The organism is Rickettsia australis str. Phillips (assembly GCF_000273745.1).
In the GTDB taxonomy this organism is placed as follows: Bacteria; Pseudomonadota; Alphaproteobacteria; order Rickettsiales; family Rickettsiaceae; genus Rickettsia; species Rickettsia australis.
This window is the reverse complement of sequence record NZ_AKVZ01000023.1, coordinates 17941-33647: the sequence shown is the minus strand read 5'-3', so window position 1 is coordinate 33647 and position 15707 is coordinate 17941. Positions and strand designations below refer to the sequence as shown.

Below are 15707 nucleotides of genomic sequence, written 5' to 3'. Positions count from 1 at the left end.
TGTGAAAGTAGGAAGCCAGTGCAACCTGCAAAAAATTTATTTTTTAGGTTTATTTTGTAAATATTAAGATTATTTTTTTGGATTGTTGCTTTCGCAGGAATGACATCGAGTAGGTTTTTCGAGGCATGCAACAAAGCCCTGCCTACGCAGGCATGACGTAGGTATCCATGCAACAATACTGCTTTTAGCTAGGAATGACATAAGAGTATTATAATGGAAAATCACTTTACCTGAACGTTCTCTGAAAATCCAAGTTAGACTTAATTTTATAGTGCAGCAGCTTCTAGATATTGCACAGGATAAAATCGCTATGATTATTCTGTATGGCTCTTTTGCAAGATGCGATTGGGTCCGTGATTTACCTAACGATTATCATATCGATACTGATATCTTGATAATTCTGAAGAAAGGTCAATATAAAGGATATACTGCTTTAAGATTAGAAGATTATATATATAAAAGGTTAGAGAAAACAGGAGTGATAAAACCTCAGATTATCCCGTATGATTCAGAGATATCTATAATCCTAGAGTCAATAGACGAGGTAAATAAGCAGTTGGAGATAGGAGTTATTTTTACACGGATATATAAAAGAAGGAATTCTTTTATATGATATCAAGGAATTTACATTTAGCGAAGCTAAGGAGTTACCTTGGAGCAAGATGCAAGAAATTGCTAAAGATTATTATGAAGAGTGGTTTGATTTTGGAGTAGGGTTTTTTATAAATTCTACAAATAATTTAGAAAGAAAAAGCCTTAGACATAGTGCTTTTTATCTTCATCAAGCTACGGAGAGTTTTTACAGTAGCATCTTGTTAGTTTTTTTCAATTACAAACCTAAATTGTATGATATAAAAAAGTTAGGTAGTAGAGCAGCAAATTATAATAGTGAGTTATTGCAAGTGTGTCCTATGGCAACTCCTAAACAAAAAGAATGTTTTAAATTACTTCTAGATGCGTGTGTAAAAGCTAGGTGCGATAAAAGCTATAAAATTAATAAAGCACAGCTTTTATATTGAATTGAGAGAGTAGAAAAACTGAAAGAAATCACTGAAAGGATTTGCACAGCAAGAATTAATCAGTAGGGGTTTGGTGTCATTCCTAGCTCTAAACCCGTCATGGGTTGGTTTCATCGTCATTGCGAGCGACCCCGTAGGGATTGCTTTGTCGAATTACTGAGTAATGCTTCTCGCAATGACGGAAAACCGAGCCACGTGAGAATGACATCGAGAGGTTAGTAATTCTTTTAAAATCATATTTAAGTACTAATAAATTTAAAGCTAAATGTAAAAACTATAAAGCAATATAAATTAACAGAGGAAGAGCAAGAAATATTAGATTATTTTGAAAAAGGTGAACTTGTAAAACTACTTGAAGAAGAGCTAAAAAAGCAAAAGGAGATAGCTAAAATTGCAGCTGCCTAATTTTTAAAAAATCAGAAAGAATTAATATTAGATGGCCGTTACATGATTTGAATCATATAAAAAAGAAGAGTGGTAGCACAAGAAGGAATACTTATTAAACTCTTGTTGCTAGCGTTCTACACAAATACGCATCCGGATATTTAAAGTGAGATAAATTTAGTTAACGAGTAATTTTTTTATACAAAATTATAAATAAATAGAATATGATGAAAGAACTATTAAGCCGCAATTTAACTTTATTGCTAAAGTCAAATAGTATAGTAAAAGATGCAAAATCTTATGTAGAACAATTTGGTTATGGAGCTGTTTTAAAAGAAGTTATCTCTCTTGATAGCAGATGTAATAAAAGGTTTAAATAAATTACAAACAATATCTACTACTGCATTATTTTCAGCATCTTCAAATAATGCAATAAAAGTTACTGCATGGTTAGTTGAAGAAAGAAAAGCAAATGTTAATATGCATAGTAATATTTTTAAGGACACTACTTTAAATACGGTTGCACGTTATGGATATTAGTGGCACAGAATATCTAATAGCAAAAGGAACTTCAGTAAAACGGTTACGAGGGAGTTTAGCTAGGAGACCGCCTTTATATGAAGCTGTAAGTACTTGAATGTAGCAAAACTATTACTTGAGGAATGCGCTGCGGTTGATCAAAGAAAATCCGGAGCAACACCTTTACATACGGTTGCTAAAAACGTTCGATATACTTCTAAAAATATTATGGATGATGAAATATGTAAACTGTTATTATCATATGGTGCAGATATTAATGCAAAATTAGAATTTAGAGGAGTAGGGTTTAGTATATATGACGGAAAAACGATATCAGAAATAGCAGAATTTAAAGTAGAGTTAGCTGGTGAAGGTGAATAATAACGGAAGAATAATCATTTTCTGAGATATTACTAGACGGTAGTTATTGACAAGTTTAGGAAAAAGTTTTATATTCTCCACAAGTTTAAGAAAAAGTTAATAGTGTATGTCTAAAGCTAAAGCAAAAACCGCTTCCAAAAACAATCCAACTTCTAGGGAACAGGCTAAAGAATATTTTCATAACGGTCAGAAAATCAAACCGGTAAAGCTTATTGCTGCTCAAAATTCCTTTCTAGCTGCTGAATATGAATCTTCCGGGGATTTAGTTGTAGGAAGTAACGGTCAACCATTACCTTGGGGATTAGTTAAAAGCTTATCTTAATGACTTATAAACAATATATCTTCTATATAATCGGGGATGTAGCTCAGGGGTAGAGCATCTGCTTTGCACGCAGAGGGTCAAGGGTTCGATTCCCTTCATCTCCACCAGTTCCTATAAGGGTTTTAGAGCTTTTTGAAATTTAGCAAAAGCTTTGAATGTTCTTTTTATGTTCCAAAATATCTAATTTTTGTATTAAATTTCTTTGAAATTCCGAATTTTAAATATCATCAAAAGAACTAACTTTGTATACTTCTTAAAACAATCTCAATTCCTTTATTTATACTTTTAATTAAATTTCTACTATATTCTTAAAACCCATTGTTATTTCATTTATAGCTCATTTTTAACAAAATATTAAAATTTATTCTTAATATACCAACTTTTGGTAGAAAAATTAGTTCTACGCTTACTTTCCTTATTCTAGAGAGTACTTTTATACAAAGTGATGGATTAAAATTAATTGCAGAATTTTTACAACAAAACTCTAAGCTTATTTTACTTGATTTAAGCAGCAATCATTATTTACATCCTAGAGCAATTGAACCGATTGGTAAAGCTTTAGAATTTAATGATACATTAAAGTATCTTAGTCTTTACCATAGCAAAATAGGTGTTATAGGAGCTAAAGCAATAGCTGAAGTGTTAAAGGTAAATAAATCTCTTACATATCTTGACTTAGGTCACGATTGTCATTGGGGCAATGAGTAGGCTATAGGTGATAAAGGAGCAGCATTTCTTGCAGAAGCATTAAAAACCAATAATACTTTAACGTATCTTAGACTTGAGAGAAGAAGCGTTAGCCCTGAAGGGATCAATTTTTTCATAGAAGCCCTACAAACTAATTATTCTCTTACTACTCTTATACTAAACCGCTAGTTAGGGGATATACGTAAAGAAAAACCGGAAGAAGTAGAGGAAATTATTTGCTTAAACAGAGAATTAGTAAAATAATTATCTTTATTTTTAATTAACGTTTTTCTCTTGAGGATAAAAATATTAATTTAAATATTAAAAATTTAGTAGCTTTAAAATTTTATCAAATTGCTGAGAAGCAGTTACTAATAGATTATTTAAAAGAGTACGAAGATGTAACAGATATTTTCTTTCTATGATCAACCGTAAGTAATTTTGTTAAGGAAAATCCTTTAGCTCTAGCAGGGGTATGTAAAGTAATAAAACCTGATACTGAACTTATAAAAGGTGAAGTCCATATTTCGCACTTATCTACTGAAATAATATTACATATTCTAAGTTTCCTTAAGCCATATTCTATAGACACAGGATATTACGACGAACTTTTAGAAAAAGATGAAGATGAGAATATTGGATCGCTAGAAAAAGTTATAGGAAATAACTATTGTATTGTGTCATAAGCTATATTTTATATAGTTTGATAAAAACTAAACACATAAATCAAAAAAGTGAAGCAAAGGAACTAGCGTCAGGACTAAAAACTAATTCTACTCTTGCTACGCTGTATCTTGAAAATAACAGAATAGATAAAGCAGCGTTGGCTACAATAATTAAATAAATATCTGTAAAAAATAACACTATAGCAGAAAAAAGCAGAAAGCTTAAACGCCGAGAATAATAATTTATGCAATATACAATGAAGCTATAGAGAAGCTATAGAACAATATAAAGCAGCAGTAAAATTTAGTAGTAAAGCTTTACATAAAGAAAATAAATGCAGAAGCAAATCACGATGTTACAACCTGCTTTTGAATCATCTAAAATTTTTACAGGAAGGCTTGTCCTAACCCTTTAAATTCTTATGCTATTTGTAAATGTTGTTGCATAAAAAAACTATCGTCTTTAGGTGGAGGCAAATCGTTTACTTGCCTCCACCAAATATCTTCAAATTTTCTAAATTTTTATTTATAACTAAACATAATAGTTGAAAAATAATTATTATAATCTATTTTTATGAAAACTAGACTGATTGTTTTTCAATTTTTAATCTATATAATCTATCACTAGATAAAATAAATCAAATCAAGATATGACTGATCACGTAAAATAAAATCAAATAAATAGTGCGGCTTGGGCTGTTTGTGATGCTTTTCGAGGTGTGATAGATGTAGCAAATTATAAAGATTACATATTAGTAATGCTATTCTTTAAATATATTTCAGATGTTTGGATACCACGTTCAAAAAAATATAAAGAAAAATATAAAAACGAGCCTTCAAGAATTGAACAGCAATTAGAACTAGAACAATTTTAAATACCGGAAAATCAAACTTTTTATGATATTTTTGCACAGCGAAAAAATTCTAACATAGGTGAACTTATAAATGATGCTGTAATAGCAATAGAAAAGAGAAATTCTGCTAAGTTAGAATTAGTATTTCATAATATCGCTTTTAACTCGAAATCTAGTTTAGGTGATACCAAAGAGCTAAATCGTCGCTTAAAAATGTTATTAGAAGATTTTAATAAACCAGCATTAGATTTAAGTCCTGGTAGAGTTAGCGAAGACATTATAGGCAAATGTTATATTTATCTAATATCACATTTTGCTTCAGATGCAGGCAAAAAAGCCGGTGAATTTTATACACCAACTACCGTATCAACTTTGCTCGCAAAGTTTGCGGCTCCAAAGTCCGGCAACATAATTTGTGATCCAGCTTGTGGTGCAGGGTCGCTTTGAATTCGAGCAGCTAAAGAGGTAGGAGATGATAATTATGCACTTTACGGTCAAGAAGTGAATAATGCAACATGGGCATTAGCACGGATGAATATGTTTTTGCATGGAGAAAGCGGGGCACATATTTATTGAGGTAATAAGCTAAATCATCCAGCAATATTTGAAAAAGATGAGTTTATGAAATTTGATATAGTTGTTGCTAATCCACCATTTCAGTTTAGATAAATGGGGGCATAAAAACGCAGCTAATGATGAATATGAACGTTTTTGGCGTGGTATTCCTCCTAAAACTAAAGGGGACTATGCTTTTATTTCTCATATGATTGAGACTACTAAGCCGCATAGTGGGCGTGCTACTATAGTAGTACCGCACAGCGTATTATTTCGTGGGGAAACAAAAAGTCTAATTCGCCAAAGTTTAATCGAAGATAATCTATTAGATGCAGTAATAGGCTTACCTGGTAATCTCTTTACTGCAACTAGTATTCCTGTTGCTATTTTAGTATTTGATCGTTCAAGAGAAGAAAAAGGGGAAAACGAACAATGAAAAGATGTATTATTTATCGATGCTAGTAGATTTTTTAAAGCGGGTAAAGGACAAAATTATTTAGAAGACGAGCATATTAATAAAATTGTTGATACTTATAAAAATAGAAAAACCATTGAAAAATATTCTCATCTAGCAAGCATCGAGGAAATGCGTAAAAATAAATATAATTTAAATATGCCTCGTTATATTGATACATACGAGGAGGAAGAAGAAATTGACATTGCAGAACTGCAAAAAGAAATCCAACAGCTCGAAAAAGAATGAGTAAATATATGCTCACAGATGGATATTTATCTAAAAGAGCTTGGGGTTGATATATGAGTTTAGAAGCGGAAATGATGCATAAGGATTTATTAAAAGATTATATTATAGTAAAAGGTTCTTATGGTGCAAATGTAGCTGCTCTAAGTTATGATTCTTTGTTACCGAGATATTTACGTATTACCGATATCGATGAACAAGTTAATTTAATCAATCATAATGCTAAAAGTATAAATCTTTCAGATGCGAAAAGTTATTATTTAGAAAAAGGTGATATTGTTTTTGCACGTACTGGTAGTGTAGGAAAAACTTATTTACATAAATCTAATGAAGTTATAGCGTATGCAAGTTATTTAATTCGTTTTCGTCCAAATCAAAAAATTATTCTGCCGGAATATCTTTTCTTGTTTACTCAATCTAATGAATATAGAATTTGGATCACAAAAATTTTACGAAGTGGAGTGCAATCAAATATAAATGCTGAAGAATACTCAAATTTACCTATTTTAATTCCTCCTCTTCCTGAACAAACAATAGCTAATATTTTGCGTATGTAGGATGAAAGTATAAATGTATTAACAAAATTATGTGATATCACACAACAAAACTATAACGTAATTGCTCGGGATATTTTCAATAATCAGGCAAAGGAAGAAAAATGGCAAGCTGTTAAACTTTCTAGTATAGCTATTCTTTGCAAAGGACAACAATTAAACCGTCTTGATATGAAAGTCGGTATTTATCCTGTTTGGAACAGTGGTGTAACTCCTTCAGGCTTTACGGATAAATGGAATATGGAAGGGAATACTATTACTATTAGCGAAGGTGGTGCGTGTGGTTTGGTAAATTTATGTAGGGAAAGATTTTGGTTAGGCGGACATTGCTATCCAGTCACTAATTTAGCTGCTAATTTAAATAAATATTTTTTATTTTTTCAACTCAAATAAAATGAGCCTAAAATTATGTGGCTAAAAACAGGATCAGGTTTGCCGAATATTCAAAAACCCTCTATTGAGAATTATGTTGTACATATACCCTCGCTTGAATATCAAAAGCGAAGTGCAAATTATCTTAATAGTTTGTGTGATGCGTTAGAAATATACAAAAAAGAGCTTCAGCTTATAAAAAAATAAAAACAAGGCTTAATATAGCAACTACTTACCGGCAAATGGTGTGTGCAAGTAGATACTTGATAGCAAATTTAATAGGTAAATTATCTCTACAGTTAACTTACTTAGAAATGACAAAACAATTTAGCAGTAATTAAAATTATGTTCTCAAATAATAATGAATTGAATATTAACGAAAAATATCTTTCTCATATACCAGCTGTGAAAACGCTGATAGCATTCAGCTATAAACTGCTTAATCAAGAAGCGCTGAAGAAAGAACGTAGTAATGCACAAGACATATTGCTAGAGGATATATTAATCGATAAAATTACAAAACTTAATAAGACAAAGCATCATTTTAACTTAGATGATGAAGATGCAAAAGAGCCTGTATGTGAGCTTAGAGATATTAAAAATTGTGTTTAATAAAAACTAACCAAGCAATATATAATCTACTAACTTTAGGTGCAAACATTAAGAAAAACTTTAAAAACTATGACTTAAAATATATAGATTGGCAAGAGTCTTGGAATAATGTTGATCACATTGCTTTTGAAGTGCCGGTAGAGTCAAAGATACGTAGAGGCAGTATACGTATATGTGATATTGTATTATTCGTTAACGGTATAAACTTTTGTAGTAATTAGAATAAGTCATCTACTGAGTCATTAGATCAAGCTATATCTCAGCATATACGTAATCAAAAATCAGATAAAATACCACATCTTTTTTACTATGCTCAAATATTAATTGCCGTAAATAAGGATGAGACAAAATACGCTATAATAGGCAGCTCAAAAAAATACTGGAGTACTTGGAGAGAAGCAGCGGAAGAAAAGCAAAATATCGATATTATCCGCAATTTAATTAATACCCCTTTATATGAAGAAGTAAAAAATAATCTTTATACAGGTGATTTTGCTTCTTATAGAGATCATTTTGATAAACAAGAATTAGAAGGTAATATAGAAGCCTACCACGCAAGATAAAGTACTTTATGCTCTATGTCGTCCTGAACGATTACTTGATTTGGTTACTAATCTTTGTGTTTTTGACAATTCGGTAAGAAAAATAGCACGCCATCATCAGTTTTTTGCTACACATATTATAACCGACAGAATTGAACTTGATAAGCAAATTAAAGATGCTTTTAAAGTTGTGGATTTGATCCTAAACTTGCAACTTCATCCAAAAATTTAATTGAACTGCTTAGAGGCGGCATGTCCGTTATAACTTCAGTAATTCATAAATTTAACAAAGCTTTTTTTCAAAGAATTCATAAATTTAACAAAGCTTTTTTTCAAAGCTTTTAAGATTTTAATAATAACTTTTTTGTTCTTGTCGACGAAAGTCATCGTACTCAGTACAGTGATTTAGCAGATAAAATGCGAATTATCTTGCCTAATGCTTGTTATATAGGATTTATCGGTCACTCTCTTAAAAAAACAAAAAAATACTATGGAGAAGTTTGGTGGACTAATTCATACATATATTATAAAAGATGTTTTAAAAGATAGTATGATCGTACCGTTATTTTATGAGGGGCTCTGAAGCATCTTAATAATGAATCATTGCTTAATAAAAATTTTGATATAATTACTGATGGAGTAGATGAAAAAACAAAAGTAGCTTTTAAGAAAGCATATAGTAGTCTAGATGCACTTTCCAATACAAAGGAAGTGATTAAGGCTAAAGAAACTGATATCGCAAAGCATTATTCAACGACGTTCAAAGGCACCGGTTTAAAAGCCATGTTAATAGCTCTCTCTAGATCTATTGCTATTCATTTTAAAAAATTTTTGGATGAGATAAATAAAGTAAGTTCTGAAGTTGTTATATCTGCTGTCAATTATCGAGAAGGTCATGAGGATATTAAAAGCAAAAATGAAATACAGGAATTTTTGCTACCCAAAAGGTTTAAGATCAAACCAAATCATTGAAAAATTTAAAAATGCAGATAACTCTGAAATTTTAATTGTAGTCTCAAAATTACTAACCGGTTTTGATGCACCTCGTAATACTGTAGTTTATATATGCAAAAAACTAACAAAGCATTCTCTTTTACAAGTAATTGCTTGTGCAAATCGTTTATTTGAGGAGAACGAAAAACTAAGGAATACGGTTATATAATTGACTATGAAGGGTTAGCAGTCAAATTAGATGATGCATGCAAACTTTATGATAGTGATAGATTGAAAAATTTAGATAAAGAAGATTTAGAATAAGCTATATTTGTCGTAAATGATAAAATAAAAGAGCTTTTCCCACTATTGCAAGAAATTAAAAATATTTTTACAAATGTATCTAATAACTCAGATCCTGAACAACTAGAGCAATATTTAGCCGATGAAAATATACAGAGTAATTTTTATTTCCTGTTAGACAGGTTAAAAAATTTGATGTCTATATTCTCTAATTCTAATAAATTAGCTGAATCTTTTAAACAAAAAGAATTAGAAGAATTATATAAGGCATTAAAAAACTTTAACAAGCTTAAGCAAATAGTAGAAAAGCGTTATAATGAAAAAACAGATACAAAATATATACCGATCAAATCGCAAAGTTACTTGATGAGCATATTACTGCCGGTGATATTATTAAGACTGGAATGATTAACATTTTTGACGAGAAAATTTTTATAAATTTTATGAAAAGAACAGACATTACAGGTTTAGAGAAAGCTAATCAAATTAATAATGAGATAAGATATATTCTTAATAATTGTATGCGTATTGATCCTGCACTTTTTCAGAAATTTACTAAACTTATAAATGATACAATAGCAAAGTACAATAAAAGTTTATCAGATAGTGAGCTTTGAAATAAATATATAAATATAATAAATGAACTTAAAAAAGACGCACCAAGTGAATTAGGCAACAACAAAACAAAGCTAGCTTCTTATAGAATCGAGGAGATCAAAATCAGTGTGAAAATGCCATTCAAATTGCTCGTGATACCTATGACATCATTAAGCAGAAAACAATTGTTCATTGGATAAAAATACTAAAATTTTAAATGAAATAAGAAATTCGCTAGATGATTATTTTTTTGATGTTGTTGAGAAAAACATGGGTATCATTTTTAAGCCTGAAGATTTAAATGAAGTCGTGGAGAGTTTAATTGATTTTGCTAAAGCACATGAAGCTAAATGATTTGATTTAAATAACGCAAATAACGAATTATTGTATAATTCGCTATTGTAGAATTTTAGAGGCATCAATATTTATATAATATCTGTAGTCGTATTATCGTAATATTTTCCTAATATGTCTAAAGCGTTTTGGTCATAATCATTTTGATTAGCAGTGTGCCATATCGGCTCATAATTTTGTGCTTTTAAAACATTTTCTGTATAATGTTCTAATTGTTTCTTATCTAATGTACCGAGTTCAGTGTATACGAAATATCAGGTTTAATCGAGGCTTTTTGTATTTCTTGCTGAATATAATTATGCTGTAATTCGTTTGTACCACCCTACAATATGGATATGAAATGCATACGTCTGTTGTAAATTATATAGCTCTGCTAGTTTTTCAGGTTCTACTGTGCACATAGCATTCCAGCATTTATCAAATGTTTCAAGATTTGTAATAGGTCTACCGCCTGCTTCTTCAATTAATGCATTCATTTCTATACGAAATTCTTCGGTAGTGATTTTACCGGTTTTATACTGGTCTATTACCACGCCGTTTTTTTCTTCATTTATAGCTATAGTTCCAGCATTTTGTGGATCTATAGATGAGTGTTGGCTAAATTGAGTGATAGTTACTATTCTATCCGTTTTAATTACCTAAGAATATTTAAAACATGTGCTTTTTTCATAATTATAGCCTATAAATTGTTGGTTAAAGAAATATTAAGATTGTTAAATAAAAAAATCAATAGCTGAAGTGTAATGAAATATTATAATACTAAGAAATTATATTTAGTGTAAAAAATGAGTTTAAAATCAGCTTGGCTTGACACGCCACTTGGTTTAATGCTGGCAATTAGTGATGAAGAGAAGCTTTATTTGCTCGATTTTGCTGAAAGTAAAGGATTAGAGCATAAAATTAAAAGACTTAAAATTAACGTAAAATCAGCTATTACTGAAGATCGCACTAAACCTATTCTATCAATTGAAGAAGAGTTAAAATTGTATTTTAACGGTACTTTGCAAAAATTTAATACTCCTATATATCTTTTAGGAAGCGCATTTCAAACATTAGTATGGCAAGAGCTAATGAATGTACCTTACGGTGAAACACGAAGTTACTGTACCCACGCTAAATTAATAGGTATGGAAATAGCTTATAGAGCCGTTGCAAATGCTAACGGAGCAAATAAATTTGCTATAATTATTCCTTGTCACCGCATCATCAATAATAACGGCAAGCTTGGCGGCTATGGCTCAGGGCTAGATCGTCAAAAATGGCTTATTGAACATGAAAGAAAATTGACAACAAATTAGAAATATTTTACTTGAGAATGCTATTATTCCTGTGGAACGTAGAACGCTGTTTTTTAAAACTACGGAAGGAGAGTATGTCGAGCATGGTAGGTTTATTGGTGTTACTGTGCCGACTTTACGTAAAATAGATAAAAGTTATTATAATTTAGATGTAGGGGATTTAAGCAGACTTATTACTTCAGAATTTAATGAAGAAAGATTTTTAGCGTTAGCTATTTTGATTATGCAATATCAGAAAGCACAAGATAAATAGTTTTTTATAATTTTTATTTAAACAATATAAAATACGTAAATAATTGGAATTTAGTGGATGCATCAGCTCATCACGTTGTAGGAGCTTATTTACGGTATAAAGAAAAGGATTATCTTTTTACATTCACAAAATCGGAAATTCTTTGGGAGAGACGAATAGCTATGGTTGATACTTGGTATTTTATCAAAAATAATCAATTAGATACAACTTTTGAAAATAAATTGCTCTTAAACGATAAACATGATTTAATGCATAAAGTAATAGGTTGGATGCTACGTGAAGCAGGAAAAAAAGATGAAAAACAGTTAATAGATTTTTTGGATCGTTATATATCACAAATGCCAAGAACCGCAGTTCGTTATGCAATAGAGAAATTTCCTGCAGAGGTGCGTAAGAATATTTTGCAAAAAAAAAACTTATGCTAATATCCTGTTTTAATTTATTATAGGTGCTATTATGCTAAAAACTTTATTAGTTGGTTTTATAACTTTAATTTGTGCAGTAAGCTATGCTGATAACCAAGCAGCTCAAAATCCTAATTCTACAAATTCTTCTTCTGATCAGCCCGGTGATCTATTGCCTGCAGAAGCAGCAGTTAACTTTGTACAGCCTTGGGCAAGACCTACAACAAATGTGCAAGGTAAAGTTAGCAATTCTGCTATGTATTTTACATTAATAAATAGTAGAAGTAAGAGTTATAATTTGGTGAATATATCTTCAGATAAGATAAGCGGAATAGAAATTCATCAAACGATTAATGATCAAGGTGTTAGTAAAATGGTAAAAGTCGATTATCCATTTTTAATTGCTGGTAATATTAACGTTGATTTTAAGCCTGGGGGCATGCATATTATGCTTTATGACCCAAAAGTAGATTTAAATGTAGGAGATGAGTTTAAAATAACTTTTTTCTTTGATGACAATACACGAAAAGTAGTGGATGTTAAAGTAGCAAATGACAATCCTTATAATAAAACAGGGCATTAAATGTCATACTGTGAGCTTGTAGCGGTATCTCAGAATACAGCTTGTGATACAAGATCCTGTGGTCAAGCCACGGGATGATAAATGCACAATATACATGACCCTAGAAATTACCAGAAGTGAGTTAATTAAATCTAAACTTATAGATGCTCCTGAACGCTGCGGGGTTTATCGAATGTTTGAAGTTAACAAACAGGTTATCTATGTCGGTAAAGCTAAAAATTTAAAGAAACGTCTTACTAATTACATTAAAAGCGATTTAGATAATAAGACGTTTCGGATGATTGCAAATACTTGTTTTTTAGAGTACAGCATTACTAATTCCGAAGTTGAGGCACTACTTTTAGAAGCCCAGCTAATCAAGAAATTTCAGCCGAAATTTAATATTCTTCTTAAGGACGACAAATCTTTTCCTTTCATTAAGCTACGTTTAGATCATGATTTCCCGCAATTGCTAAAATATCGAGGTAAAACTCTAAATGATGGAAAATTTTTTGGTCCTTTTGTTTCCGCCACAGAAGTTAACACTACTTTAACGGAATTGCAAAAAATCTTTAAATTACGTTCCTGCACGGATAATTACTTTAATTCACGTACTCGTCCTTGTCTGCAATATGAAATAAAACGTTGTTATGCTCCTTGCGTCGGTAAAATAAATAAGGAGGACTATAGGGACTTAGTAGCTCAGGTTAAAGATTTCTTACAAGGTCGTACTAAAGCACTCCAAGAGAACCTATCTAAAAAGATGGAAGAGCTAAGTAGTCAGATGCGTTTTGAAGAGGCGGCAGAAATTAGAGACCGTATTAAGGCACTTAGTTATGTGCAGCTTAAGGCAGGGGTGTCAGATATTGTTAAAGATGCAGATATAATCGCTATTGTAGAAAAGAACGGACATTATTGTGTAGAAGTTTTTTTATATAGGGCAGGGCAAGCATGCGGTAATATTCCTTATTTTCCTACTTCTACTGAAAATAGTACCAAAGAAGAAGTATTAGAATATTTTTTATTACAATTTTATCAAAAACAACAAGTGCCTGCGGAAATTATCATTAATCATGAAATTAATGATAAAGAGAATGTGATAGAGGTGATTAAGAAAATCAATAATATTACTAAACTCAATGTTATAATACCTATGAGTGGAGGTAAAGCCAAGCTAGTTCAGAATGCCGCAATAAATGCTTTATTCTCTCTAGAGCAATATTTAAAGAAATTGGCAAAAAATCAAGAGATTATGCTTGAAATCAAAGAGCTATTTGGTCTTCCTGAAATTCCTGAAAGAATTGAGATTTATGATAATAGCCATATTCAAGGTAAGTTTGCCGTCGGCGTTTTGGTAGTTGCTGGTAAAGCCGGTTTTGATAAAAAGGAATATCGGGTTTTCTCATTATCGTCCCGCGACTCTTCATTATCATCTCATGCCTCCCCATTGTTGTCATCCCACAACTTGATCTCGGGATCCAGTACATTAACAAACCTTATGGATCCCGTGGTCAAGCCACGGGATGACACCAGCAGTACGCATAATGATGCTGTAGGTGACGATTATGAAATGCTCAGGCAAGTTTTAATACGCAGATTAACTAGACTTAAGAATGAGCCGCATAAATTGCCAAGCTTGATGATTATAGACGGTGGCAAAGGGCATTTAGGTATTGCTAAAGAGGTAATGGATAAATTTGAAATGAATATTCCTTTTGTTTGTATGTCAAAAGGAGTCGATAGAAATGCCGGCATTGAGCAATTTCATATGATAGGTAAAGAAGTATTTACTCTGGATACAAATTTGCCGATTATGAAATATTTACAAATCTTGCGGGATGAGGCACATAATTTCGCCATAAAGAATCATAGACTCGGTAGATCACGTGCTATAAAAATATCAAGCCTTGATAATATAGAGGGAGTAGGTGAAACTCGTAAAAAAGCATTGCTGCACTATTTCGGTTCTTATAAAGCAGTATGTGATGCAACAATAGATGAGCTGACTAAAGTAAACGGTATTAACAAGTCACTTGCCGAGATGATTTTTAGAACGTTGCATAAGAGTTGAGGAATAATTACTCATAATGCTCTCACATGCTAAGTATTTTTATAATTTTTTTATCCTCTAATATTTCATAAACCAGTCTATGTTGTAAATTAATTCTTATAGAATGTTTTCCAACTAAATTACGATAAAGTTTTTTACTATTTAATGGTATTGAATTTATTGTTAAGGATTTACATAGAAATATTTTTTGCTTTATCGGCTAATTTAGCTGCTTTTAAATTTTGTATATCTTCATTTGCTTTTTTTGTGTACAGTATAGTATATATCATTTCCATGCTTCTTCATGGCTAATACATTCTTCTAACGATTCTTTACTAGCTTCAAGAATTCTTTTTACTAAGCTTGGTTTAGAATACAAATATAAAGTTTCTTGTAATCCTTCGTAGTCTTGTTCTGATATGATTACCGCATTATTACGTTTTCCCTTTATATAAATAGGCTCATGAGTTTTATTTGTTTCATCAATAAGAGTAAATAATTTAGCTCGTGCTTGTGAACTTGTGTAAATAGCCAAAATATTATCCCTAAAAAAGTTTTACCCTTAAGTGTACTATTATGTACGTAATAGCAATCACTGTTTTAAATATCAGTTTCACATAGAAAAAGCTAATTTTATAACTCATGATATGGAATTGGCAGCATAAGGATTTACCTAACTTTGAATATGATCAGAAGTATACTTGATGTCATTCCCGCAAAAGCGGGAATCCATTCACTAAAAAGTCTAGACATACTAAATTTTAAAGATTAAAAGCTCGATTTATCT

22 protein-coding genes, 1 tRNA gene and 5 pseudogenes are annotated in these 15707 nt (G+C 31.0%); 23 read left to right on the top strand and 5 right to left on the bottom strand.

Features of this window, described 5'->3' with window-relative positions; genetic code table 11:
* The first annotated feature begins 271 nt into the window (after nt 1-271).
* The 6 genes from A452_RS12050 (at nt 272) to A452_RS0104140 (ending at nt 2732) form a co-directional block, all read left to right on the top strand.
* Nucleotides 272-613 (top strand): hypothetical protein, encoded by a 342-nt coding sequence (locus tag A452_RS12050; RefSeq protein WP_231290006.1) that lies wholly within the window; start codon nt 272-274, stop codon nt 611-613.
* A gap of 49 nt (nt 614-662) precedes the next feature.
* Nucleotides 663-1019 carry a HEPN domain-containing protein gene (locus A452_RS12045; RefSeq protein WP_155813366.1) on the top strand — a complete coding sequence of 119 codons (357 nt, stop codon included), beginning with the start codon at nt 663-665 and terminating at the stop codon, nt 1017-1019.
* Nucleotides 1020-1751: 732 nt separating this feature from the next.
* Nucleotides 1752-1943, top strand: coding sequence for a hypothetical protein (locus A452_RS12040; protein WP_017208587.1), 192 nt, complete (start codon nt 1752-1754; stop codon nt 1941-1943).
* 93 nt (nt 1944-2036) lie between these two features.
* The gene (locus A452_RS0104150; protein ID WP_014412566.1) at nt 2037-2303 is read left to right on the top strand and encodes an ankyrin repeat domain-containing protein; all 267 of its coding nucleotides are present in this window, start codon (nt 2037-2039) and stop codon (nt 2301-2303) included.
* 106 nt (nt 2304-2409) lie between these two features.
* A complete protein-coding gene (locus A452_RS0104145; protein WP_014412567.1) occupies nt 2410-2625 on the top strand; it encodes a hypothetical protein in 216 nt (71 codons plus the stop codon).
* 32 nt (nt 2626-2657) lie between these two features.
* Nucleotides 2658-2732 (top strand) — tRNA-Ala (locus tag A452_RS0104140).
* Between the two features lie 582 nt (nt 2733-3314).
* Here the strand turns inward: A452_RS0104140 and A452_RS12570 are convergent.
* Both A452_RS12570 and A452_RS10825 read right to left on the bottom strand, forming a co-directional pair.
* A complete protein-coding gene (locus tag A452_RS12570; RefSeq protein WP_274517400.1) occupies nt 3315-3449 on the bottom strand; it encodes a hypothetical protein in 135 nt (44 codons plus the stop codon).
* A gap of 242 nt (nt 3450-3691) precedes the next feature.
* Nucleotides 3692-3904: a hypothetical protein gene (locus A452_RS10825; RefSeq protein ID WP_014412568.1), complete on the bottom strand. Its 213-nt coding sequence runs from the start codon at nt 3902-3904 to the stop codon at nt 3692-3694.
* A gap of 792 nt (nt 3905-4696) precedes the next feature.
* On the opposite strand from A452_RS10825, the pseudogene A452_RS12995 reads away from it, so the two are divergent.
* From A452_RS12995 to A452_RS11110, 12 genes and pseudogenes are all read left to right on the top strand, one after another.
* Nucleotides 4697-5407: pseudogene (locus tag A452_RS12995) on the top strand (N-6 DNA methylase).
* A gap of 61 nt (nt 5408-5468) precedes the next feature.
* Nucleotides 5469-6089: pseudogene (locus tag A452_RS12560) on the top strand (N-6 DNA methylase).
* Between the two features lie 53 nt (nt 6090-6142).
* Nucleotides 6143-6643: a restriction endonuclease subunit S gene (locus A452_RS0104115; protein ID WP_014412569.1), complete on the top strand. Its 501-nt coding sequence runs from the start codon at nt 6143-6145 to the stop codon at nt 6641-6643.
* Nucleotides 6644-6652: 9 nt separating this feature from the next.
* Nucleotides 6653-7219 (top strand): annotated as a pseudogene (locus A452_RS12030) (restriction endonuclease subunit S).
* 138 nt (nt 7220-7357) lie between these two features.
* The gene (locus tag A452_RS0104100) at nt 7358-7624 is read left to right on the top strand and encodes a hypothetical protein (RefSeq protein WP_014412572.1); all 267 of its coding nucleotides are present in this window, start codon (nt 7358-7360) and stop codon (nt 7622-7624) included.
* A pseudogene (locus A452_RS12025) lies at nt 7615-8187 on the top strand (type I restriction endonuclease). The gene A452_RS0104100 and the pseudogene A452_RS12025 overlap by 10 nt, the downstream one beginning before the upstream one ends.
* A gap of 345 nt (nt 8188-8532) precedes the next feature.
* Nucleotides 8533-8749, top strand: a pseudogene (locus A452_RS12990) (hypothetical protein); the annotation flags it as partial.
* 20 nt (nt 8750-8769) lie between these two features.
* Nucleotides 8770-9138, top strand: coding sequence for a hypothetical protein (locus tag A452_RS08340; RefSeq protein ID WP_017208582.1), 369 nt, complete (start codon nt 8770-8772; stop codon nt 9136-9138).
* Nucleotides 9062-9328: a type I restriction enzyme subunit R domain-containing protein gene (locus A452_RS12985; RefSeq protein ID WP_410524392.1), complete on the top strand. Its 267-nt coding sequence runs from the start codon at nt 9062-9064 to the stop codon at nt 9326-9328. Before A452_RS08340 ends, A452_RS12985 begins: the two co-directional genes overlap by 77 nt.
* Nucleotides 9329-9468: 140 nt before the next feature.
* A complete protein-coding gene (locus tag A452_RS12020) occupies nt 9469-9810 on the top strand; it encodes a hypothetical protein (RefSeq protein WP_017208581.1) in 342 nt (113 codons plus the stop codon).
* Nucleotides 9807-10019 carry a hypothetical protein gene (locus A452_RS12015; RefSeq protein ID WP_017208580.1) on the top strand — a complete coding sequence of 71 codons (213 nt, stop codon included), beginning with the start codon at nt 9807-9809 and terminating at the stop codon, nt 10017-10019. The genes A452_RS12020 and A452_RS12015 overlap by 4 nt, the downstream gene beginning before the upstream one ends.
* A 172-nt stretch (nt 10020-10191) precedes the next feature.
* Nucleotides 10192-10353: a hypothetical protein gene (locus A452_RS11110; RefSeq protein WP_014412574.1), complete on the top strand. Its 162-nt coding sequence runs from the start codon at nt 10192-10194 to the stop codon at nt 10351-10353.
* Between the two features lie 296 nt (nt 10354-10649).
* Here the strand turns inward: A452_RS11110 and A452_RS0104070 are convergent, their stop codons facing one another.
* Nucleotides 10650-10886, bottom strand: a complete 237-nt coding sequence (locus A452_RS0104070; protein WP_014412575.1) for a hypothetical protein — start codon at nt 10884-10886, stop codon at nt 10650-10652.
* Between the two features lie 252 nt (nt 10887-11138).
* Here A452_RS0104070 and A452_RS0104065 point away from each other — a divergent pair, with 252 nt between their 5' ends.
* The 5 genes from A452_RS0104065 (at nt 11139) to uvrC (ending at nt 14941) form a co-directional block, all read left to right on the top strand.
* A complete protein-coding gene (locus tag A452_RS0104065; protein ID WP_014412576.1) occupies nt 11139-11651 on the top strand; it encodes a methylated-DNA--[protein]-cysteine S-methyltransferase in 513 nt (170 codons plus the stop codon).
* Nucleotides 11647-11904, top strand: a complete 258-nt coding sequence (locus A452_RS12555) for a DNA alkylation repair protein (RefSeq protein WP_408005849.1) — start codon at nt 11647-11649, stop codon at nt 11902-11904. The genes A452_RS0104065 and A452_RS12555 overlap by 5 nt, the downstream gene beginning before the upstream one ends.
* Nucleotides 11905-11957: 53 nt before the next feature.
* A complete protein-coding gene (locus A452_RS09745) occupies nt 11958-12329 on the top strand; it encodes a DNA alkylation repair protein (RefSeq protein ID WP_274517399.1) in 372 nt (123 codons plus the stop codon).
* A 31-nt stretch (nt 12330-12360) separates the two neighbouring features.
* Entirely contained in the window at nt 12361-12891 is a 531-nt protein-coding gene (locus A452_RS0104050) for a copper chaperone PCu(A)C (protein WP_014412579.1), read from the top strand.
* 94 nt (nt 12892-12985) lie between these two features.
* The gene (uvrC, locus tag A452_RS0104045; protein WP_017208579.1) at nt 12986-14941 is read left to right on the top strand and encodes an excinuclease ABC subunit UvrC; all 1956 of its coding nucleotides are present in this window, start codon (nt 12986-12988) and stop codon (nt 14939-14941) included.
* Nucleotides 14942-15111: 170 nt separating this feature from the next.
* Here uvrC and A452_RS12010 read toward each other — a convergent pair whose 3' ends face one another.
* On the bottom strand, nt 15112-15210 hold the full coding sequence (locus A452_RS12010) for a hypothetical protein (protein ID WP_014412580.1): 99 nt from the start codon (nt 15208-15210) through the stop codon (nt 15112-15114).
* Nucleotides 15207-15455 carry a type II toxin-antitoxin system Phd/YefM family antitoxin gene (locus A452_RS0104035; RefSeq protein ID WP_014412581.1) on the bottom strand — a complete coding sequence of 83 codons (249 nt, stop codon included), beginning with the start codon at nt 15453-15455 and terminating at the stop codon, nt 15207-15209. Before A452_RS0104035 ends, A452_RS12010 begins: the two co-directional genes overlap by 4 nt.
* Nucleotides 15456-15707 lie beyond the last annotated feature (252 nt).